This window comes from Algoriphagus resistens, assembly GCF_001442615.1.
GTDB lineage: Bacteria > Bacteroidota > Bacteroidia > Cytophagales > Cyclobacteriaceae > Algoriphagus > Algoriphagus resistens.
On sequence record NZ_LMXN01000011.1, the window covers coordinates 47,770 to 70,608 of the forward strand.

The following is a 22,839-nucleotide window of genomic DNA, read 5'->3' on the forward strand; positions in this document are numbered from 1 at the left end:
ATATGGAATCTCGCATGGTAGATAATCATCTCTCTGTGTGCTTCCTGCAACATGCTCGATTTCATATGATTATAATTTATCTTTTAAGGGGCATATGGAATCTCGCATGCATTATAATCATCCCAGTGTGTGGTTCTAGAGTCATGCTCGATTTCATGCGAGTACTTTTGATTGGTGAAGAATTTCCCTAACCTCCGTTTTGCAGCTGCCACAACCCAAACCTGCTCCTGTTTGCTGACAGAGTTCGGTGAAATCCGAACATCCACCAGCGATGGCTTCGGTGATATTCCCTTCTCCTACACGGCTACAGCTACAGACTAATTTGCCGATCACCGGACGCGTGTCCGAAGAACCCATCAGCAGAGATTTACGCTTTTCAGAAAGCTCTATTTTGTTTTCAATCAGGGATTTAAACTCAGCGAATTCATTTTTGTCACCCATCAATACCGCTCCGATCAGCAGATCATCCTTGACGATGCATTTTTTGTAATAGCGGCGGCTCATATCTGTGAAAATGATTTCCTCATAAGAATCATCATTTTCGGGAATCAGAATATCGCCGATACTGCAAAGTTCCAGATCCTTGAATTTCAAAATATTCATCAGCACTGAACCGGAGTATATGCTACTCACATCCCCTGCGATATAATTTGCCAAAACCATGGCCTGTTCTTCTGCTGCAGAAGTGATTCCGAAGAGTTGATTCTGAAATTCAGCGATTTCGCCTATGGCAAAAATGTTGGGATAATTCGTTTGTAAATGCTGGTTTACCTTAATTCCGCGGCCGCACAAAATGCCATTGTCCCGCGCGATTTTTATGTTGGGCTGCGTTCCAATGGCGTATACCACCGCATTGGCATAAATGATTTTACCACTCTTTAGTGTGATAGACAGGGATTTATTCTCTTCATCATCGAAAACGGTACTCACCTCATTATCGAAATATACGTGTATTCCCCGCTCTTGCACATCCAGTGATAGCAGCTTACTGGAAACTTCATCCAGCTGCCTTTCCATCAAGCGGGAAGCACGTTGCACGATGGTCACTTTCACATGATTGTGCTGCAATGCTGCCGCTAACTCCAGCCCAAGCAGTCCCCCACCGATAATTACCACATGCTGGTTTTCGGGAGGAAGTTTGGTAGAATCCAGGTAATCTTTAAATCTGTCTGCGTCTATCTTACTTCGCATCGTGAAGCGTCCCGGCAGATCAAGTTGGGCGTCTTTGGGGATAAAAGCGCGGCTTCCCGTGGCAAGGATCAACTTGTCAAAGGAATATTCTTTTCCTTCATCGTCCACCACCACCTGTTTTTCGGGATCAATTTTCTCTATTGAAAGTCCGGTGTGCAGGCTGATTTTCAATTTTTTCAGTTCCTGCTCTTTGATCTTCTGTAGCTGCTCCCAGGTCAGTTCCTCTGTCACGTACTCCGGCAAAAGCACCCGGTTATAAAATGGATGCGGCTCTTTGGAAAACACATGGATTTGGTCAGATTCATTATGCTCCCGATAATTCTGGACAAATCGGAATGCCGCTGCTCCGGCTCCTACTACCACGATTTTTTCCGGAGCTTTTTGGTATTTGGAAACGGACACTGTCGTGAATTTAAAATCCGGTTCTTTGGATTGGGGATCCATCACTGTTTTGGTCAGGTTATTTGCCCGGTTGAGATCACTTTGCAATTGCTTGCCCCAGTGCATTGGAAGAAAAACCACCCCCTCGCGGATGCTTTTCGAAAGTTTCGCCTTTACCCGAACTATCCCGTTCTTACTTTTCACTTCTACCACATCCCCGTCTTTCACTTTGTCCAGGTAAGCATCGATTGGGTTGATTTCAAGTACCGGACTGGGGTAATGCGTGCGTAGTCGGGATACTTTTCCGGTTTTTGTCATCGTATGCCACTGATCCCTGACGCGTCCCGTGGTAAGGATCAGCGGGTATTCTTTGCTTGTTTTTTCGGATGTGTTGGTAATCTGGGCGGGGATATTGAAAACCGCTTTTTGAGTAGGGGTATAGAATTTATTGTCCGCAAAAAGCCGTGGAGTTCCCGTATGTCTATAGGCTGGCACTGGCCACTGGAAGGTGCCTTCACTCTTGAGCCTGTCATAATTCAGAAAAGAGATATCTATGTTCGTGCCTTTGGTCATGGCGCAGTACTCTTCGTAGATTTCCTCCGTGTTGGCATAATTGAAGCCACGAAAGCCCATTCTACGTGCAAAATCACAGAGAATCTCCACGTCAGGTCTTGCCTCACCCGGAGGATTGATTCCTTTGTTTAAGTAGGAAATCCGGCGCTCCGAATTGGTCATGGTACCTTCCTTTTCCAGCCATCCGGCTGCAGGAAGTACCAGATCAGCGTAGTCTAGGGTGTCTGCTTTGTGAGAAATATCCTGCACAACCACAAATTTGGCGTTTTGAAGAGCCTTTTCGATTCTCTTCGAGTTGGGCAAACTCACCATAGGATTGGTGCAGATAATCCATACAGCTTTCATCTCCCCGCTTTCCAAGGCATCAAACATTTCTGTGGCTGTAAGCCCCGGCTCGGGAGAAATCTCATTCACTCCCCAAAAATTGGCGACTTCCTGACGATGTACTGGGTTATTCAGTTCCTTGTGCACTGCGAGTAGATTCGCCATGCCCCCAACTTCACGCCCGCCCATGGCATTTGGTTGTCCGGTGAGCGAGAAAGGACCATTTCCGGGCTTGCCGATTCTGCCTGTCACCAGGGACAGGTTCAGAAGTGAAAAGTTCTTGTCAGTACCGATGGCACTTTGATTCAAGCCCATCGCCCACATGCTGATAAATCCTTTGGACTCCCCGATGATCTCGGCCACTTTCTTAATATCAGCAATAGAAATCCCGCACAGTCTGGAAGCTTCTTTCAGGGAAGTTGCCATGACCTGCTTGCGGTATTTCAGGTAGTTTTCGGTATGTTTTTCTATAAATTCTTTGTCGGCCAGGCCTATATCGATGATTCTTCTGCCTATGGCATTGTACAAAATGATGTCTGTGCCCGGAATGAGTTGTAGGTGGATATCTGCGAAGGTGGCCGAATCGGTTTTACGTGGATCCACCACGATTATCTTCACATGTGGGTTTTTCTCTTTGTGTTTTTCCAATCTGCGGAATAGTATCGGGTGGCACCAGGCTGGGTTTGCACCTGCGATCAAAAAAGCATCAGCAAGCTCAATGTCTTCGTAGGAGATAGGAACGGAATCTTCACCGAAGGTTTTTTTGTAAGCTACCACGGCCGAGCTCATGCAGAGGCGGCTGTTTGTGTCGATGTTGTTGGTGCCGAGAAAGCCTTTAGTCAGCTTATTGGCAATGTAGTACTCTTCGGTCAGGCACTGTCCGGAGATATAGAACCCCACACTTTTTGGCCCGAATTTATGGATCAGGGATCTGAAAACGCCTGCTGCTCTGTCCAGCCCCTCATCCCAGCTTACTCTCTCCCGGGGATGGGACCGGCTCCAGCGCATTTCAGGGTAAAGAATTCTATCGGAAGTGTCATTGACAACATAGTGGAGGTTCATGCCTTTGGAGCAAAGCATGCCTTGGTTCACCGGATGATCTTGATCGCCTTCGACCTGTACTTTATTTTGAGTGTCCACACCAGCTACTATTCCACAGCCAACGCCGCAGTAGGAGCAAGTGGTTTTGACTTTTTTATCTGGGATCACAACTCAGAAATTACCATTGAAAATAGGTTTAGAACAAAATAGCTCATCTGCAAGATATGTGATTCATTGCAGAGGAGCTATTGTGGGGTTGATGATACAAGTTAATTATCTATTCTGACTAATTCAGGCTGTAGTTTGCTTAATTCTACTTCAGCTACTTTCTCATCTTCAGTGCTAAACCGGATAGCTAACGCCACCACGCCCGAAACTACGATCAGTCCTCCGATTATTAGATATCCGGCAGAAACGGCACTTGCAGCTGCTGCTGATTGAGCCACGGCGGCAGCTTCTGCCCCCAGTGTTTCGCTCGCAATAAGAGCGGCTTTTTCCGCTACAGCGGACTTTGAACTCAAGAAAAGCGCAGCCAAAAATGCGCCGAAATTCCCCCCGGCCCCTACGATTCCGGAGATGGATCCGATGGCTTTTCTGTTAACAAACGGCACAACAGAGAACGTTGCCCCCTCTGCCATCTGTACAGTCAAGCTGAATGCTACAAGTAATCCAAACCCAAGCGCCAGGCTGGTGGTCAGGGAAAATAAACTTAGCATCAGTCCCTCGGCAATCAAGATTGCAGCCAAAAACCAGACTCTACCTTTCAATCCTTTTGTTTTCCCATATTTGTCCCCAAAAAATCCGCCTAGTGTCCTGGCAAAAATATTCATCAGGGCAAAAGAGAGAACGATATTTCCTGCAGTAATCCGTTCGAGTTGAAACGTGTTTTGGAGGTAATCATCCATGGTGCCATATACCGTCAGTTCTATTCCAAAGCATGCAGCATAAACGATGAAAAGCAACCAGACACGGTAGTCTTTCACCGCTTCCATAAATCCGACTTTGTCCTTTTTAGCGGAAGGTACTTTCATGCCTCTTGCCTCTAATTCTTTGAAATTGCCCTCGGGAGTGTCTTTGGTAAAGAAATAATATACTAATCCCATCCCAAAGCATACAATTCCGGCTATCACCATAGAGTATCTCCAGGCATCCGCTTCCGCAACTCCCAAGCCAATTACTATAGCTGCGATGATCGGCATGCCCAATCTGTTTGCGCCCCCGCCGAGATTCCCCCATCCGGCAGAAGTGGCATTGGCTGTTCCTACCACATTGGATGCAAACATCAGGGAAGTATGTACCTGGGTAATGACAAAAGAAGCTCCGATGAATCCTGTGAGCAGTCTGCAAATGTAAAATTGCATAGGAGTCTGTACCAGGCCGCTAAAAATCACCGGAATAGATCCTAGGATAAGTAGCCAGGTATAGCAAAGCCTTGGGCCATATTTATCACATAGCTTGCCGATCAATAGCCTGGCGAAAACAGTTCCCGCTACTGCAAGAACGGTTGCGTTCCATTTTTGTGCAGGAGTTAGGCCCAGGTCCTTGACTACGTCTGGCATGAAAGGCACAATGCCGAACCATGCAAAAAAGCAGATGAAGAATGCGATGGAAGTGATCCAGAAAGTCCGGATCGAAACAGTTTTAAAATCCAATAGATTTAACCGTGTTGCTTTGTGTGTAAGTAGTGGTTGCATAATACTTATTTTTATCTTGGTTAAAATTAAGTATTAATACGTAATTACAATACTGAATACGTAATTTTTTTAGATAAAAATTAAAAAAAACCACTTAGTATGGCTTTAAGTGGTTTTTTTGACTACGTATAAAATCGGGTACTCTACTTAGATTAGATTTAATTCTCTGGATTTTGTGGTCAGCTCAACGAGGTTCTTAACATTTAATTTTTTCATCAGATTGAAGCGGTGTACTTCAGCAGTTCTCTTGCTGATTTCCAGAGCATCTGCAATTTCGTTGTTTCCTTTTCCTTCAAGTATTTGCTCTAGGATCTGTTTTTCTCTGTTGGTCAGATTGGCCAGTTCTTCTGCGTAAACATCACTTTTGCTGGATGGTTTGGCTTTTCCACTGACAAAATTATTGATGATGTAGGCAGAAACATCCCCGGCAAAAAATTTCCCGCCACTTGAAATCGTATGTAAGGCCTTCAAGAACTCACTTTTAGACGAGCCTTTGAGTAAATAGCCATCAGCTCCAGCTTGAATAGCTTCCACCACATACTCTTCTGAGTCATGCATGGATAACACCAGTTTTTTGATGTTGGGAAAGGTTTTGGTCATTTCCTTGACCACTTCAAGGCCATTCATCTTTGGCATACGAATGTCCACTATCAATAAATCAGGGTTTCTGGCTGCTATTACCTCGAGGGCCTCTTCACCGTTAGCCGCTTCATCGATTACCTCAAACTCTTTTTCACTTTCTAATAACGACTTGATTCCATCACGGACCAATTCATGATCATCTGCTAAAACTATCTTAATTGGGTTCATATGCGTTTAAGTAAATACGTAGTAAAGAAACTGAATTTACGTATAAAAATCTAGGAAATCTAAGTTAAAGGTACGTTGAGGGTAACTTTGGTTCCTTCGTTGGGAGAGGAGTTGATGAAGAGTCTTCCGTTAATGTATTTTACCCGCTCTTTCATAAAAGTGAGCCCCATGCCACCCTCTTCATCCGGCTTGGACTTAAGTTTTGATTTATCAAAACCCTTTCCGTTATCATCGACGATAATGCTGAGAATATTCTGGCTATGGGAGACCGTAACGATAATATGGGATGATTCAGCGTATTTAATCGCATTGTTGATGGCTTCCTGTGTGATGCGGTAAAGGTTGATTTCCACTAAAGAATCCAGCCGCTGGTTGAAATCAGATTTATTGAATAGCACAATATCCTTTCCTGTAAGCTTAGAAAGTTCCTGGGTCAGTTCTGTAAGGGCGGGAACTATGCCATAATCTTTTAATTCCGGAGGCGTCAGGTTGAAAGTCGCTGTTCGCACTCCTTTGATAATATTGGATGTGAGTTCTTTGAGTTTTATAATCTTGGCTTCGGCCTTCTCAGGATCAGAAGAGTCCACACTCTCAAGAAGGTATTTCAATCCGGTGAGCATCTGGCCGATGCCGTCATGAATGTCTTTTGCAATGCGGTTTTGCTCATTTTCCTGATTCTCGATGATTTGTCTTGAAATTACCTTTTGTTGGTGCATTTTCTCCTCAAAACTCTCCTTAGTCAACTGCTCTACCTGATGCATAAACTCTTTTCGCTTGGTGATATCCAGGCAGATCAAGATCAATTCGGATTTGTCTTCCGCCGAATTGAAGGGAATCATGGATACGTCAAGCCAGATGTCTTCCCCTGTTTGGGAGGTGGTTTTTAATTCACCTTCCCATCCTGCTTTTTTGTTTTCTGCAATAATTCGGTCAATGGTAAGTTTCTCATTCTCCAAAGGAGAGAGAACATCAGAAATTTTAGCATGGATACTGAATTTTTGGGCTTTGAAAAGCCTGCTGAAGCGCTCTCCCATATGGGTGATGTATCCTTCGGGAGTTATTCTGGCAAACAGCAGAATCTGATCCATGGCTTTGCTAAGGGCTTGCAATTCCCTGACAGACTTTTCTTTTGACTGACTGAGAATATCTGCATTTTTGGCCATTTGGATTGCTTTTTCCTCAGCACTCATCAGCTCGTGAATACTTGCTTTCATGGCTTTTGCGGAAGGCCAAAAGATGATCAAAAACTCGCCGACCAAGACCAGAAGTGTAAACAATGTGATGAGCAGTTCCAGACGCTGCAGGCTTGCGACCTTTTCCTTGGCCTCATGATCGTACTGATTCACAATCTCATCCATTTTGGTGAGAAACCTATTCGCATTAGACTCAATAATCTTCAATTGCCCGGCGATGGCGGTGGAATCATCAGAAGTATTGGATTTGAGAAAAAGGAAATTCTGGGTTGCCTCAGACACCTGATTGAAATCAGGATTGATCTGCTCAAACATTTTTGAGACTTCCGGACTGTTGTCCACAAAGAAATCCTGGGATTCATCTCCACGCTGCAGAACCTGGTGGGCTTCTGTCCATCGGTTCAATGTATGTTGGACTGAGTCTATCAGTGCGCTGGAGGTCTCGGCAGACTGTGCATGGGAAAGTAAGAGCACTTCCTTATTCAGCTTCTGGCTGAGCATGCGCTGGCGGCCGGCCACATTGACCAGGCGGCTGTCATTTTCCTGATCATTCAGGTATTTTCTGATGAGAATCTGGCTTGCAATCAGTGAGATGGCTATTGCCCCCAGGGCAATGATGTAGAGTCTGCGGAGACGATTAAAAGTTTCTTGATCCAGCGATCGCGATGTACCGGTCATTTGATTAGGTAATGGCTTCTTTGACTAATTCTATGCTTTCAGGAGATAATGGTAATTGCAGTGCGGCACGATGTCCTTTGTCAGACATTTTCGCCCAGGTTTTTTTAAGGATATCGATAACTTTGGCAGATTCATGTTTGGAGGCAAATTCTTCGAAATAATATTCGAGAAATACCAGGCAAATGACATCTTCCATGGTTTGGGTTTCAGGATCCGTTTTAAGTTGCTTCTTTCTGATCAGGAATTTTGTCCGCTCGATGACTTCCTCTTGGAAGCCCACTTCTTCCAAAATAGTGGCAGCCATGTCGGCATGCATTTTTTTTAATTCTTCCCGCCACTTGAGATACCCCACTCTATCCATGGGGTAATCAGACCTGGGGATCTTCCATCTTCCGATATGCTGTGCCCTCACGGCCAGCTGCATAGCTTCGGAAGCCTCGGGTTCAAACAGATCTAGCTTCTCTGTCATTCGGATGGAGTAAAGCAGTTCTTTTGCTATCTCTTTGCCGTCTACTACTTCTTTTATAGGGTCTTCCGCGTTGACCTGGTCGATCAGCGAGATCGCTTTCTGGAATTTGTTCATGTATATATTGGATTAATCTGCGAATCCAATATATACATTTCCCTCTTGAATCCTGACCGGATAGGTCGCAATGCTGTATTCTTCACCGTTCAAATTGCTGCCGTCTTCCAGAGAAAAGGTCTTCTTATGAAGTGGACAGGCAACTTTTGGGATTCCCTGAAAATCGCCGATCATACCCCGGGAAAGGACCATTTCCATCTTATGGGGACATAGATTTTGACAGGCATACCAGGAATTTGTCCTGGTAAAATGATAAACCGCGATTTGCTTGGAGTTGTATTTCACACAGGCCCCTGCATTCTCTGGAAAGTCTTCTGTCTGACCTACTTTAATCCAATGAATAGCTTGCTGCTCGGCTACGGATTGATAGTTTTTTAATAATTCTTCCATAATCTTATTCTTGTTGGATTACCAGGGTCTAGGCATTTTTTGATCCCGCATCGGCACAAACACCAAGCTTTCGTCAGTTTCATCGGAATTGACAAATGGCTTAAACCGCTTCATCATCTGGGGGTCCTCAATGGCTTCCTTCCATTCACAGGCATATCGCTGAACCAGTTCGTCCATTTCTGCTTCAAGTTCTTCGGCAATTCCTAAACTGTCTTCTACGACCACTTTTTTCAAGTATTCTATTCCGCCTTCCAGCTTATCCAGCCATGGGGCTGTGCGCTGCAATGGAGCGGCTGTTCTGATGTAATAAACCAGGAACCTGTCCAGGTATTTGATGCAGGTTTCATCATCTAATTTTTCGGCAAGAAGAACAGCATGCTTCGGTGTAGCTCCCCCGTTACCACATACAAAGAGGTTCCAACCGCCTTCTACGGCGATCACGCCAAAGTCTTTTCCGCGGGCTTCTGCACATTCGCGGATACAGCCCGATACGCCGCCTTTTAGTTTGTGGGGGGAGCGAAGTCCTTTGTAGCGCTCCTCGATCCGGATCGCAAAACTCACGCTGTCGTGCAAACCATAGCGGCACCATGTTGATCCCACACAGCTTTTGACAGTTCTGAGTGATTTGCCGTAGGCATGCCCGCTTTCGAATCCTGCATCGATAAGCTCTTTCCAGATCATAGGTAGCTCATGAAGCTGAGCTCCGAAAAGGTCTATTCTTTGTCCTCCGGTAATTTTGGTGTAGAGATCGTATTTCTTGGCTACCTGTCCCAGCACCATTAATTTATCAGGAGTGATCTCTCCTCCTGGGACTCTTGGTACCACTGAGTAGGTGCCGTTTCGCTGGATATTGGCCAGAAACCTATCGTTTGAATCCTGAATGGGAGCCTGGCGATTGGCCGTTTCCATATAGATACTGGCGAAAATTGAAGCCAGCACGGGCTTACAAGTCTCACAGCCGTGTCCTTTTCCATGCCTATCCAGTGCTTCGTCAAAATCCATAATACTGTGGAGCTTTACCAAATCATACATTTCCTGGCGGCTATACTCGAAGTGCTCACAGATCGTTTCTTTCACTTCCTGTCCCATAGACTTCAGGGTAGCGGTAACAAGGTCAGTTACCATCGGCTTACATCCACCGCAGGAACTGGAAGCTTTTGTTTGCTTTACCACATCTGAAAAACTGCAGCAGGCACCGCTGGTGATTGAATCACATATGGTTCCTTTACTGACTGCTTCACAGGAGCAGATCTGAGCAGTGTCAGGCAAGTCGAGCACTGAGCCCAATGCACTTTTACTTTCGCCTCCTCTGGAACCCAAGATCAAATCTTCTGGATTCTCAGGTAATTTCATCGCATTGATGTACAGCTGGAAAAGAGTATTGTAGTCAGAGGAATCACCGACCATGATACCGCCAAGTAGTTGGGAACCGTTTTTTGTGATGTTAATTCTCTTATAAACCCCGCGCTGCTTGTTTTCATAGACGATTGCAGTGATCTCTTCATTTTCGATAAAAGGATCTCCGAAAGAAGCCACTTCTGTCCCAACCAATTTCAGTTGTGTGGACATATCAATCGAAGGACTCATGAGTTTTTCGCCTCCGGTGATCTGATCTACGGCAACTCCAGCCATCTCGTAACCTGGCGCTACCAGTCCATAGATACCATTATTGTATAGTGCGACTTCTCCGATTGCATAGATAGCCGGATCAGAAGTCTGCATTTTGTTATTCACATATACTCCGCCTCTTTCGCCTGTTTTCAGACCACATTTCACCGCCAACTCGTCTCTCGGACGGATTCCTGCGGAAATAATCAGCATGTCCGTATCCAGATAAGAATCGTCTGTAAACTGGATTTTTTCAACTCCTTCTTCTCCTATGATTTCTTGTGAGTTTTTGCCTAAGTGGATATTCATACCCAGACTCTCTATTTTGCTTTGAAGCATATCGCTGGCAGCTTTGTCCAGTTGGCGGGGCATTAGACGTGGGGCAAATTCGATCACGTCGGTTTGTAGCCCGAGTTCTTTCGCCGCATTTGCAGCTTCCAGCCCCAGGAGTCCACCCCCTAAAACAGATGCCTTGAATTTTCCCTCATGCTTCAGCTTCTGGGCGTAACCCTTAATGGCATCGAGGTCTTCGATTGTTCTATAGATAAATACGCCTGGCTTGTCTACCCCTTTGATATTGGGGACAAAGCAGGAAGAGCCAGTGGCCAAAATAAGGTAGTCGTATTCGAAATAGTCGTGCTTGTGGGTGAAAACCCGTTTCGTTTCCGCATCAATTGAAGTGATCATTTCTCCTGTACGTAGCGTGATATTATTCTCTGCGTACCAGTTGCGGGGTGCCAAAAGCAGTTTATCTGCCGAATCTAGCGAGAAGTACTCACTGAGGTGGACGCGATCATATGCTGGTCTGGATTCTTCCCCGAAGACTACTACTTCAAACTGATCAGCAAGTGGGTGGTCAACCAGTTTCTCGCAGAACTTGTACCCCACCATTCCATTTCCTATGACAATAACTTTTTTCATCTGTATGTATTTTATTGTTTATAGTCAGATGGAATCTCGCATGATAGAAAATCAAACCGTATTGTGGTGCTTAGGATCATGCTCGATTTCATGGCTACGTATTTTAGAACTCAAATATAAGTATAAATACGTAATTACAAATAAAATACTAAAGAAATACTTATTATAAATAAGTATGAAACAGCAGGAGGGAATGAATGAAGGCTTGTCAGTGGCTTTAAAATGACTTTTTACCAGATTAAGTATCTAGATACTTGTTTTTAGAAATGAGATGAATTTAACTTCTACGTAAGTGATTTTTGAGCAAAAATCTTACTTGGTTCAGGACTTATGATTTGGATACACATGAATGCTTTCTTCAGCCTGGCTTGCTAAAACATTCATTAAAGGGCCATCCCAATGGTATAAAAAATGTATATGGCAGGGGGCAGATCAAATCCAGCTTCTGAAGAAGCAGGATAACACAGCATGTAAAAATAAATGTAGGATTACGCTACGCTGCGGGCTCCACGACATCCTCGGCGCTCCCTGCGGTTAAATCTATATAGGTGTCAAACAAAAAAAGCATCCCAGAAGGAATGCTTTCAAAAATTATTTTAACGCTAAAATTAACCAACCCTTTCGATCTGTGAGAAGTAGAAGGAACCTTCGATAGCTGCATTTTCGTCTGAGTCAGAACCGTGAACAGCATTCGCTTCGATAGACTTGGCGAAGATCTTGCGGATAGTCCCTTCTGCTGCATCAGCCGGGTTGGTCGCGCCGATCAGTTTTCTGAAATCTTCCACTGCATTGTCCTTCTCAAGGATAGCTGCGATGATAGGTCCGGAAGACATATAAGCGCAAAGATCAGCATAGAAAGGTCGTTCTGAGTGAACTTCGTAGAATTTACCGGCGATAGCTGGAGTCAATTGGGTAGCTTTCATGGCCACGATTTTGAAGCCTGCTTCTTCGATCATTTTCAAAATTGCTCCTGAGTTCCCTTCTGCGAAAGCATCAGGTTTGATCATGGTGAAAGTTCTGTTAGTTGCCATGTTATTCGTTTTTCATTGGTTTAAATCGGGCGCAAAAATAGTGGAATCCCACTATGAATCCGAAAAAATATCAGGAATTAACGGCTATTTCATTCAGATTCAGTTGGGTGGAATACCATTTACTGTATTTTGATCCTTGAGGGAGATGATTGATGAGGGCTGTCGACTTGGTTAGTGCAGGAAAGCAAGTTCCACTAGAATTCGATGAAATCTTACGGCAGAAAACAATCGTCAATGGAAATGGAAGGTGTTTTATGGTTGCACCGGGTGATCCAGATATCGAGCAGGATTATTTTGAAATATATAAGATAGCAATTCGCTCAATGAAATAAGCGCATAAAACGTGTTGGGTTTACAGGCGAATATCTCCACAGTAACTTTTTATTTCCTTTCCTTAACCTTGGATAGCTTAGTTAATTATGCCGAAATAGTCCGTTTAGCTGCACTATTCCTGAGAAACCGAAAAGTACAAATGTTATTGTGTTCATTTTCAGCATGCTAGTAGAATTGGGAATTGTCAAAAAAATCCTGACCTTTGCGAACTACAAGAGCCAAAAAGCAGCTAAATGTATAAAATGGAAGCTTTAGCCTCGTTTAAGAGAGAGATATCTTCACCCAAAAAAATATTCATCACCACTCACGTCAAACCAGATGCAGACGCATTGGGTTCTTCATTGGGATTGGCTAACTACCTGCTCAAGAAAGGACATGAGGTAACAGTGGTGACTCCGACGGATTATCCTTCATTTCTCAATTGGATGAAAGGCAATGATTCTGTGCTTGATTTCAGTAATCCGGCCCATACAGAACTTGCCACCCAAAAGTTAAATGAAGCGGATATTATTTTCTGTCTGGACTTCTCTGTCTTAAAAAGGGTAAATGAACTAGGTGAAATGATCCGCAAGTCGGATGCATATGTCATCAATATAGATCACCATCAGGATCCTGAGGATTTTGCTGATTTCAAGTATTGGAGCACGGCCGCTGCGGCCACCTGTGAACTGATCTATGAACTGATCATACAGCTAGGGGACAAGGAGCTTCTGGACAAGGACATTGCTGAATGTCTCTATGCCGGCATAATGACTGATACAGGAGGCTTCAGGCATCCCAATACCACCAAAAATGTCCATCTCGTTGTGGCTGAACTGGTAGACTTGGGGGCTGATATCTCTCAAATCGCCAATTGGATCTATGATTCCTATTCGGTCAATAGATTGAAGTTTATAGGCTTTGCAATCAGTCGTCGTCTAGTAGTCCACGAGGATCTGCATATGGCCTATTTTGCGATCAGCAAAAAAGATCTTAAAAAATATCAAAGCCAGACTGGCGATACGGAAGGATTAGTCAATTATGCGTTATCTTTGGACGGGATAAAGTTGGCTGCCTTATTTTCGGAACGCGAAGACGGTATCAAAATATCTTTCAGATCATCCAGTGAAGTAGCTGTCAATAAATTTGCGGCGGAATATTTTGATGGGGGTGGACATAAAAATGCCTCTGGGGGTAAGTCCACATTGAGTCTCAAAGATACTATAGAGCGATTCGAAATGCTGGTAGAAAAGCACCAGGAAGAATTATTCCGAATTGTCCCTGCCACGGCAGATTGATTAGCTTGATAGCCCTCCTTATTACCTTGAAAAATCACTTATCCTTTATGAAAAATTCAAAAAGCCTTTTGGCAATCCTGGCTCTCGTGATGGGAGCGACCACATTGACTTCATGTAAAAAAACCAAAGTCACGGAAAAAGACGGTATCGAGTATACCTATGTGAAAGAAGGGCATGAAAAAGCTCCAAACGGAGAGTTTTTGCTTTATAACCTCGAGATTTCCACAGCCTCTGATTCTGTGATCTATTCTACCGCCGAGCAGCCTTTCCCAGGCTATATCCAGGCAAATGATTCTATGCCGATAAATAATGGCATGGATGAGATTTTCCTAAGCTTGCGCAAAGGAGACAGTATTGCCTTTGAATCTAATGCGAAAGTTATTTTTGGCAATAATTTCCCTCCATTCTTAAAGGAGGATGATGTGGTAAAAGTGCGTTTGGGTGCTTTTGAGATTATGAATGAGGAAGCCATTCAGGCATACTTCGAAAAAGTTATGGCTGCAGAAGAAGTGAAAAGAGAAGAGCGGGCCGCTGAAAGATTAGTCGAAGAGGATAAACTTATCCAAGAGTTCATCAAGGAAAAAGGACTTGATGCCCAAAAGACTGAAAGCGGGCTTTACTATGTGATAGAGGAGGAGGGAACAGGCGAACCTGTCACTGCAGGTACTACTATGCATGTCAACTATGCAGGTTATTTGATAGATGGAACCCTGTTTGACACTTCTATAGAGTCTTTGGCTAAGGAAAACAACGCGTTTATCGAAGGACGTCCCTACGAGCCACTTCCAGTAACAGTAGGTATGGGCCAGGTGATTCCGGGTTGGGATGAAGGGTTGTTGCTATTGAAAAAAGGTTCTAAAGCAAAGTTTATTATTCCTTCACCACTTGGCTATGGTGAGAATGCTATGGGAGCAAAAATCCCGGCTAATTCCATACTTGTTTTTGATGTAGATGTAGCGGATGTGCAATAAGCTACGTATTGTAGGCATATCTAAGTAAACAATACTAAAACAAGCACAATGAAAATTAGAGTATTTGCCCTTTTGAGCCTGATTGCAGGAAGCTTCGCTTTTGCATCTTGTATAGATGATGATGCCACTGACGATGTTATCTTTAATGAAGACTTAGCGGAAATTCAAGCTTACCTTGATACTACATCTATTGTAAATGTAAAGGAATATTACGATGAGGGTAGAGGGATCACTGTAATTTGGCAAGAATTATCTGGTAGTAAGGATACTGTTAGTCTTGGAGATACCTTAAAGGTAAATTATGTAGGGAGATTACTTAACAATAGGGCATTTGATACCTCTTTCGAAGATATCGCGAAAGATGAAGGTATCTATAATTCTCAGAGGGATTACGACCCACTTGTCTTCCGGGTCGGAATTGGACAATTAATAGCAGGTTTTGAAATTGGAACTTTACAAATGGAAGTTGGAGATAAAGCTACCGTGTTCATTCCTTCTTATTACGCTTATGGCAAACAGGGGACATCAGGAGTAGTTCCTATCCCTGCCAATACCCCTATTTTATTTGAATTGGAATTATTAGATGTAATTCCGGGACCGCAGCAATAATATGATTATACAAAGAGCTAGTATTTTCTTTCTTTTAGTTTCAGCAGTGCTATTGATAAGCTGCGAGCCAAATAATCCTTACAATACAGGGCCAGTCTATGATGCAGCAGGTAACCTTGCAAAGGATAGTCTTTTGATTGTGGATTATTTGAAAACAGCCGAAATCGATAGCCTATATCGCATCCACGACCCTAGTGGAGTAGTGATTATCGTGCAGGAAGAAGGTGAAGGTTCTCGCCCCACGACAGGGAACACCGTTTATACCAATTACATAGGTTCGTTGATGAGTGATGGGACAGTATTTGATACGAATTTTGAGCAAATAGCAAAAGAGAATGATATATATAATGAAGAAAGAGATTATGTTCTCCTTGACTTTTTGCTTACCGGCCAAGGGCAACAATCGAGCGTAATACAGGGTTGGCAGATTGGATTCAGACGGCTTAGGCCAGGTTCTAAAGCCAAATTGATTATACCTTCACCCTATGGCTATCAGAACGTAGGGAAAGGTGAAGTTCCACCCGATGCGATTTTGATATTTGATGTGGAATTCAAAGGAATGGACTAAAATAAATCAAGAGGGCTTCGGCCCTCTTTTTTTGTTTTTTTCTGAAAGTCTTTTAATCACGGAGGTCTGGGATGGAGATATAGTCTAAAATAAATTCAGCCTGCTTACCGTAGGCCGTGTTCATCAGCTGCCGTTCATGGAGCCATGATCAGTATTTCTATTTGATCGCTCTTTTTCAAGTGTTGATAATTGATTTTTAGTGGTAACCCCGAATAGTAGAGGCGGGCTCGAATCTCGCATGGTTTACAATCATCTCAGGCTATGATCCTCTAGGTACAAGATCATACTCGATTTCAAAAAGTCACCCTATGGGCTTCTTCCCTTACGCTGCCAGTTTATGGGATTTGTCCTCCAATTGAATCTTTTTTCCCAACCAGCCTAATACAAAAAAACTAACTACGAAGCCGATAATTGGAATGGATAAAATGAGCACTTGCCAGAAGAATGTACTTGTTTCTACCCCAAATTCACCAACAGTTGATTGGATTTCCGCCTCCCACTCTTGAAAAATCCCCAGTGAAGCCAGGTAAATCAAGTAGATCAATAGTGCCACCATTACAACCGAGAAAATCATTCCCAGACGGATAAATACTTTGGCAATCTGAAAGCTTGGATCGAGTGAAAATGAATTGCTCATAGGTAAAAGTTTTAATAAAAATGGGTTTCAAATTACTGTTAACCAAATATTTAACGTTAAATGCTTTTAAAAGTATTTGTATTATCCCTTATTTTTTCAAAAGCCAGTTCAGAGAACGGGAAATGACCTGCGTCTGTGGAGAGCTAGCGAGTGTAGTGCTTAAGGGTTTATTTGTGCCGCCATCGTAATCCATATCATTATGCCCCATATTAAAATAAACCATTCTGTAATTGGTATTAGTCCAGATGACAGGATAGTATCCTTCGTGCCAGATCTCATGGGCTTTTGGACCTGTGCCTAGAGGAAAGCTTCTTGGATCAATCGAAGCCAAGATCTCGATATCAGGGTTTTCCCGTAGGTCATGTTCCCATTTGTACCATTCATTTGGAGCTGCTTGGAGTTGGGTTGAAAGGCCGTCGAATATCTCATGATTAGGCTGTTCTATTTTGAGAATTGCTCCAGTTGGACGCCAGGTGTTGCTGTCATATTGACCAGAGCCCAGGAATTTTTCGTGATACCAATCCCAGTTTTGAGGAAAATCAGAAGGAGTAAGGGCAAAAGCAGAAAAGTGGAAACCCATCCATGCACCACCGCTTTCCATATACTTTTCAAAGGCTTGCCGCTGTATTGAAGCTTCGGGGCGTGTATCTAGAAAAATCACCAATTGATAGTTCTTCAGGTTTTCAATAGTCATTTTGTCCCAATCCGAAGTAGAGGAGAACTTAAATCCTTTTTCCTTTGCGAGTTTTTCAAACCATGGTAGTGCTTCATTGACAAATGAAATATGCGCTAAGTCATTCTCCGCAGTGTAGAAGGCAATAACTTTTGCAGCTTGCTGGGAAAATGAATTTCCGCTAACTGATAGGAGTAGAAAAGAGAGAATAAGAATTGCTTTCATTAAAGATGAAATAGATAAGCTATAGTTGAGTTCTTTTTATCTTCTCAGGATTTTGAGTTGCTCACTTTGGACACCCCAAATTAACTGCACAATATGAATTCCGGGAGCAGCTTGCTCAAGGTACTTATTAACAGCTATGCTTACCTCCTCAATAGAGCTTACCGAATAGATTTGAAAAACCCCTTTCACATCTGATATTTTTATCAGGATTTGTTCATCTTTAAAATTGCTTCTGTCCAGTAAATCAACCTTTACAAAGTCCCCGGGACTGCTGGGGTTTGGGTAGATGATCCAGTTTGACATGCCTTTTAGTCGATTGGTTTGAATGGAACGGGTTACACTATAATTGAAATCACCACTCAGATCTACCTGTTTAAGCCTGTAGAAGATATTTCCACCTGAAGCAGGGAGATCAGTATCTGTAAATTTATATTCAACAGTGGTGTCAGAATAGCCCTGTCCCTTCACTTCACCAATTTTAGTCCAGGTTCCTACATCATTCACTGCCTTTTCGATTTCAAAGTGGGAATTTTCCCATTCTTGGGCAGTGGCCCAGGAGAGTTCTCCTGATCGATTGGAGGAGTTGTATCTGGCTTCGAAATAGAGGTATTCAACTGCTAGTATGCGGTAATTGAAGTAATAAATATAGACGACACCATCGCCGCCTTTTCCGCCAGCGTAATAACCAGCTCCACCTCCAGAGCCTGTCTGATCTAACCCCGCTCCACCTACAGGATTTGTTCCATCAAGGTTTCCATTTCCACCTAAGGTTTTTTCATTTGGGGCTTTACCTCCTTTTCCAACTTTCTCAGCACCATTAAAATCATCGCCAATTCCGCCACCCCCCCCGCCGAAATACCTAATAGAATCTCCCATTGTCAATGAAATTCCAGCACCTCCGTCCCCTCCTTCACCTTGTCCACCACCAGCTGCCTTTCCAGTAAGTCCTGGTCCACCTAAGCCAGCTCCACCGCCTCCTGCGAATGCCATAGCATCTTTATTGTCACCATTGCCTGCCGAGTTACCAGATGCGCTCGAGCCGCCATTTCCTTTGAATTGACTTGTTGCCGCTCCACCTCCCCCAGCGGCTCCGTTTCCTCCATTGAGGGAATTTCCAGATCCCCCACTTCCTCCTCCAGCTGCCACAGCTGATATTGTAGAACCATCAATTATACCTGTAATTGACGATGCTTCTCCTTGACTTCCACGATTTTGTGATATTCCGCCTAAGCCTCCTTCGCCTACCACAATGTCAAAAAAAGAATTTGCAGGTAGTCCATAAGGTTGAGAACTTATAAAGGATTGTGTGGTTATTCCACCGGAACCACCACCGCCAGAACCAAATCCACTTCCTCCACCACCTCCAGCTCCTCCTATGAAACTGGAAAATTCAGCTAACCCTTCTGGGGCTGTCCATGTATTATCACAAGTAAATTGAATTATGGTAGTTCCAGAAATTGCTCCATCATCAATTACTTTAAAACAAGGCGAGACTGGGGGGAGGGGATACGAAATAAGGATTAAACCTTGTCCGCCAGACCCTCCTGAACTATTTCCATCTGATCCACCGCCACCTCCACCTGGAGTTTCGCCTGCTTTGCCTGCATTATTTCCGCTCCCTGTACCTCCATCACCACCTTGGCCACCTGTCGTGCCACCACCATTTCCTCCTTTTCCACCGGCAGAACCGGTATGAGAACCTCCTAACGCTCCATTTTCTGTTTGGCCGGTACCACCAGCGCCTCGGGTTTGACCGATGGCACCAAGTCCTCCTGAAGCAAAGGCAAGGCTCGAACTTTGAGGATTTGGATCACTACTATCTCGTGTTGCATAACTTACTCCACCATTTCCTTGGTTTGTTCCCCCAGTTCCAATAAAAAGTCCAATGATTTCTCCAGGAACGACAGGAATAGTAACTTCTGTGTATCCTCCTCCACCTCCTCCTGCACCATTACTATTATCTTTTCCACCGGCACCACCACCTCCCCAAACTTTAATCGTGATTTCATAAATTCCTGCTGGAACATAAAATGTGCCGTTGGTTGGATAGACTGCTGATCGAATTCCAAAAAAAGTAATATTATTCTCTAATAAAGGGACAAAGCAATCATCAGTAACTTTCTTGATTTGAGTTATTGTCAGGCTAGTTAAATCTTCACTTAATATGGCTATTGATGAAAATATACCTACACCATTGTTGATGGTTACTGATGTAGTACCACCACCTGAATTTGCCAAACCTAATGAGTAAGTAACTTCATAGATACCATCTGGAACAATATTACTATCCACATTAAACCTTACCGAGGCAGTACCACCAATATTTGAAGGCGAAACAGATGTAATAGATTCAAAGGCATATTCTGGTTGCACGTCAATGAAGCCTGTAGCAGCGACTGTTCCACAGCCTCCAGTCAATGGAATGCTGTAGGGATAAATTCCAGGAGAGACTGAAGCTGCGACTGTTCCGCTAATGGTAATCGTTCCTCCCGACCAAGCGGCGGATAGACCTAGAGGTAATCCATTTGCTCCCGAAATTCCTGCGTTAGCGATCCCTGTGGCAAGTGTAGTAGTGTGAGTAAAAGGTGTAATAGTGCGGTTAATAAAACAAGAACTAGGATGCGCATCAGAAGATGCTGTAGTCATATTTTTTTGTACAGTAAGGGATGATGAAGTAGCTGGAGCAGTGGATCCGCACCCATTTACATCTAGATAGCTGACAGTAATAGCTTTGTTTCCTGAAGTAAGCCATTGAAGTGTCAAAGTATTTGAACCGGTACTACCTCCTGAAACAATGGAGTAATCCGTTCCGGCTACTCCCGGAATAGTCCAAGCATAATTTAACTGACCTGCCTGAGTTTCATAGGTTACATTGCTATCTACACATTGAGTGCCTGTAGGCTCTACAGTGAAAGAAACTACTGGAAGCGGATTTACTACCAATGCTCCAGAAAGTGAACTCGTTGCAGTGGTGCCGCACGTAAGGGATGTGACAACAACATAATAGTAGGTTGTTCCACTTGAAGCTGAAGGTGGGATATAAGAATTGCTTGTAGCTCCAGAGATTAAATTTGGAGTGATATAGTCTGGCGTATCGTTACTAAACCACTGATAGGTCAAACCTTGTTGAGTTGCTACTGAAATAGGAGAAAAAGCCTGATTTACGCATCTTGTTTGTCCTATCAAGCTTGGGGAATTTATAGCGGCTTGGGCGTTTACTGTGATAGTTCCAGTAGCATTTATAGCTCCGCATCCTCCTGATAGAGGAATGGAATAATTGAATACTCCTGAGATGCTCGGTGTACCACTTATAGTAATAGTATTGCCTGACCAAGAAGGTGTTATCCCTATAGGTAGACCTGTGGCTGAACCGATACCGGTAGCTCCAGTCGTTGTATGTGTAATTGGTGTTATAGCAGAATTAACACAAACAAGTGGCGAAGCTGAAGCCGGTGTCACGGAATTGTTCGGGGTGACGATGTAGGCTGCGGAAACTGGACTCGTGACACTTGAACAGCTTGGAGAACTAACTATAACATAATAATAGGTAGTGCCAGCAACATTGGATGGAGGAACATAGCTATTTGATGTTGCCCCTGAGATTAAGTTAGGCGTATCATAGTCGGGTGTATTATTGCTATACCATTGATAGGTGTAGCCAAATCCAGTTCCGATTGACATTTGGCTAAAAGCTACGCCGTTTATGCAAGTTGTACCTCCTGGGCTATTTTGGCTCTTGATGCTTGTGATCTCATTGATAGTAAGAGTTCCTGTAGCATTAATAGAACCACAGCCACCAGTAAGAGGAACTGAATATGGAAATGACCCAAAAGAGGTAGGAGTTCCTGAAAAAACAATCTGATTGGCAGCCCATGATGCTGTTATTCCATTAGGTAGCCCTGATGGAATTCCTATCCCTGTTGCTCCTGTTGTTGTTTGAGTCACTCCTGCAGGAAAGGCTGAACTTTGGCAAAAAGTGCTGGAGGAAATTGTTGAAGCAGAATTATTTGCGGAAACGGTTATTGTTCCATTTGCAATAGAGCTTGTACAACTTCCAATTGGAGTTACAGTGTAATTGTAAGTATTTCCTGTCGCACTAGCATTTGGAGCACCTGAAATGGTTACTAATCCATTTGAGTACGAACCAGTTATTCCAGGAGGCAAATTTGAAAATGAAGCACCATAAGCACCGACTATATTATATGTAATATTTACAATGTTCGAACCAGAACAAACAGTTTGAATAGTTGTATTTGCTGCTGAGGTTCTTGTGTTAGAACAAGTCCAAGAAATACTAATCTGGCCATTTCCACCATTTCCACCAGAAAATCCGTCTCCACCTTCACCCCCTCCACCTCCACCAGGTTGAATTCCATTTTTACCCAGTGCCTGCGCAGCTGTTCCTGATGTACCACCGGCACCACCTGAACCAGCTCCACCTAAACCAGTTCCTCCAATACCTAAATTATTGCCAATGGCCCCATTTCCTAAAGAACTTCCGGCAGCCCCTCCACCTGAACCAGGGCTATTTCCCGAATTTAAAGGGGTAGAGGAATTTCCACCCTCTCTATAAAAATAAATTCCTGTTCCAGCAGTACCACCAATTCCTGCTGTGGTTGAATTTCCCCTATTTCCGCCATTTGCAGTTAAAGTTCCAAATGAAGTTGGTGCCCCATTTGTAGATGCAGTTGTATTTGATTGACCTTGACCACCATTTCCAATATTATATGTAAAAACTTCACCTGAGACAACTGGAAATCCGGTTGCTAGAAGAAAAGCACCACCTCCACCTCCTGCAGCTCCCTTATTTCCCAAGTTAAATCCCCCACCTCCTCCCGCTCCCCAAATAGAAACGTTTAACGAAGTTACCCCATGAGGAACTGTAAAATTAGATGGTCCTGTTGCTGTAATTGTTTGAGTCTGCCCAAAAGCCTCCCAACCGATCGAAATCAGTGAAATAAAAAGTATGACTTTTAGTAAAGATTTTCCCATACAACTTCAGTACATCGCGCTGAATTTCGTATTAATAAAAACGCATTTCGAATTTAGCGTTTTTCAGTTACAATTCTACTAGATTTTCCCATAACTACTTAAAAATAAAAGTGTTCTCAGTCGGTTTATATTGAAA

The 22,839-nt window shown here is 43.6% G+C and carries 15 protein-coding genes; 4 read left to right on the forward strand and 11 right to left on the reverse strand.

The window, feature by feature from the left end:
• Positions 1 to 153: 153 nt before the first annotated feature.
• The 8 genes from AS141_RS17800 to AS141_RS17840 form a co-directional block, all read right to left on the reverse strand.
• Positions 154 to 3,675: a molybdopterin-dependent oxidoreductase gene (locus AS141_RS17800; protein ID WP_057939181.1), complete on the reverse strand. Its 3,522-nt coding sequence runs from the start codon at positions 3,673 to 3,675 to the stop codon at positions 154 to 156.
• Between the two features lie 104 nt (positions 3,676 to 3,779).
• On the reverse strand, positions 3,780 to 5,204 hold the full coding sequence (locus AS141_RS17805; RefSeq protein WP_057939049.1) for an MFS transporter: 1,425 nt from the start codon (positions 5,202 to 5,204) through the stop codon (positions 3,780 to 3,782).
• Positions 5,205 to 5,351: 147 nt separating this feature from the next.
• Positions 5,352 to 6,014 carry a response regulator gene (locus AS141_RS17810; RefSeq protein WP_057939050.1) on the reverse strand — a complete coding sequence of 221 codons (663 nt, stop codon included), beginning with the start codon at positions 6,012 to 6,014 and terminating at the stop codon, positions 5,352 to 5,354.
• A gap of 59 nt (positions 6,015 to 6,073) precedes the next feature.
• Positions 6,074 to 7,885, reverse strand: coding sequence for an ATP-binding protein (locus tag AS141_RS17815; protein ID WP_057939051.1), 1,812 nt, complete (start codon positions 7,883 to 7,885; stop codon positions 6,074 to 6,076).
• Positions 7,886 to 7,889: 4 nt separating this feature from the next.
• Positions 7,890 to 8,468: a DUF4202 domain-containing protein gene (locus tag AS141_RS17820; RefSeq protein WP_057939052.1), complete on the reverse strand. Its 579-nt coding sequence runs from the start codon at positions 8,466 to 8,468 to the stop codon at positions 7,890 to 7,892.
• 12 nt (positions 8,469 to 8,480) lie between these two features.
• Positions 8,481 to 8,858 (reverse strand): nitrite reductase small subunit NirD, encoded by a 378-nt coding sequence (gene nirD, locus AS141_RS17825; protein WP_057939053.1) that lies wholly within the window; start codon positions 8,856 to 8,858, stop codon positions 8,481 to 8,483.
• A gap of 18 nt (positions 8,859 to 8,876) precedes the next feature.
• The gene (nirB, locus tag AS141_RS17830) at positions 8,877 to 11,387 is read right to left on the reverse strand and encodes a nitrite reductase large subunit NirB (protein WP_057939054.1); all 2,511 of its coding nucleotides are present in this window, start codon (positions 11,385 to 11,387) and stop codon (positions 8,877 to 8,879) included.
• A gap of 608 nt (positions 11,388 to 11,995) precedes the next feature.
• The gene (locus AS141_RS17840; RefSeq protein WP_057939056.1) at positions 11,996 to 12,418 is read right to left on the reverse strand and encodes a nucleoside-diphosphate kinase; all 423 of its coding nucleotides are present in this window, start codon (positions 12,416 to 12,418) and stop codon (positions 11,996 to 11,998) included.
• A gap of 575 nt (positions 12,419 to 12,993) precedes the next feature.
• Here AS141_RS17840 and AS141_RS17850 point away from each other — a divergent pair.
• From AS141_RS17850 to AS141_RS17865, 4 genes are read left to right on the forward strand one after another with little or no spacing between them, the layout of a single operon-like run.
• Entirely contained in the window at positions 12,994 to 14,028 is a 1,035-nt protein-coding gene (locus AS141_RS17850) for a DHH family phosphoesterase (RefSeq protein ID WP_057939182.1), read from the forward strand.
• A gap of 47 nt (positions 14,029 to 14,075) precedes the next feature.
• Positions 14,076 to 14,999 (forward strand): FKBP-type peptidyl-prolyl cis-trans isomerase, encoded by a 924-nt coding sequence (locus AS141_RS17855; RefSeq protein ID WP_057939058.1) that lies wholly within the window; start codon positions 14,076 to 14,078, stop codon positions 14,997 to 14,999.
• A 48-nt stretch (positions 15,000 to 15,047) separates the two neighbouring features.
• The gene (locus AS141_RS17860; RefSeq protein WP_057939059.1) at positions 15,048 to 15,608 is read left to right on the forward strand and encodes an FKBP-type peptidyl-prolyl cis-trans isomerase; all 561 of its coding nucleotides are present in this window, start codon (positions 15,048 to 15,050) and stop codon (positions 15,606 to 15,608) included.
• A gap of 1 nt (position 15,609) precedes the next feature.
• Positions 15,610 to 16,176 (forward strand): FKBP-type peptidyl-prolyl cis-trans isomerase, encoded by a 567-nt coding sequence (locus AS141_RS17865; RefSeq protein WP_057939060.1) that lies wholly within the window; start codon positions 15,610 to 15,612, stop codon positions 16,174 to 16,176.
• A gap of 322 nt (positions 16,177 to 16,498) precedes the next feature.
• Here AS141_RS17865 and AS141_RS17870 read toward each other — a convergent pair whose 3' ends face one another.
• The 3 genes from AS141_RS17870 to AS141_RS17880 all read right to left on the reverse strand — a co-directional run bounded on the left by AS141_RS17870 (position 16,499) and on the right by AS141_RS17880 (position 22,703).
• The gene (locus tag AS141_RS17870; protein WP_057939061.1) at positions 16,499 to 16,813 is read right to left on the reverse strand and encodes a hypothetical protein; all 315 of its coding nucleotides are present in this window, start codon (positions 16,811 to 16,813) and stop codon (positions 16,499 to 16,501) included.
• Between the two features lie 88 nt (positions 16,814 to 16,901).
• On the reverse strand, positions 16,902 to 17,711 hold the full coding sequence (locus tag AS141_RS17875; protein ID WP_057939062.1) for a ThuA domain-containing protein: 810 nt from the start codon (positions 17,709 to 17,711) through the stop codon (positions 16,902 to 16,904).
• A 36-nt stretch (positions 17,712 to 17,747) separates the two neighbouring features.
• On the reverse strand, positions 17,748 to 22,703 hold the full coding sequence (locus tag AS141_RS17880; RefSeq protein ID WP_057939063.1) for a beta strand repeat-containing protein: 4,956 nt from the start codon (positions 22,701 to 22,703) through the stop codon (positions 17,748 to 17,750).
• Positions 22,704 to 22,839: the final 136 nt, after the last annotated feature.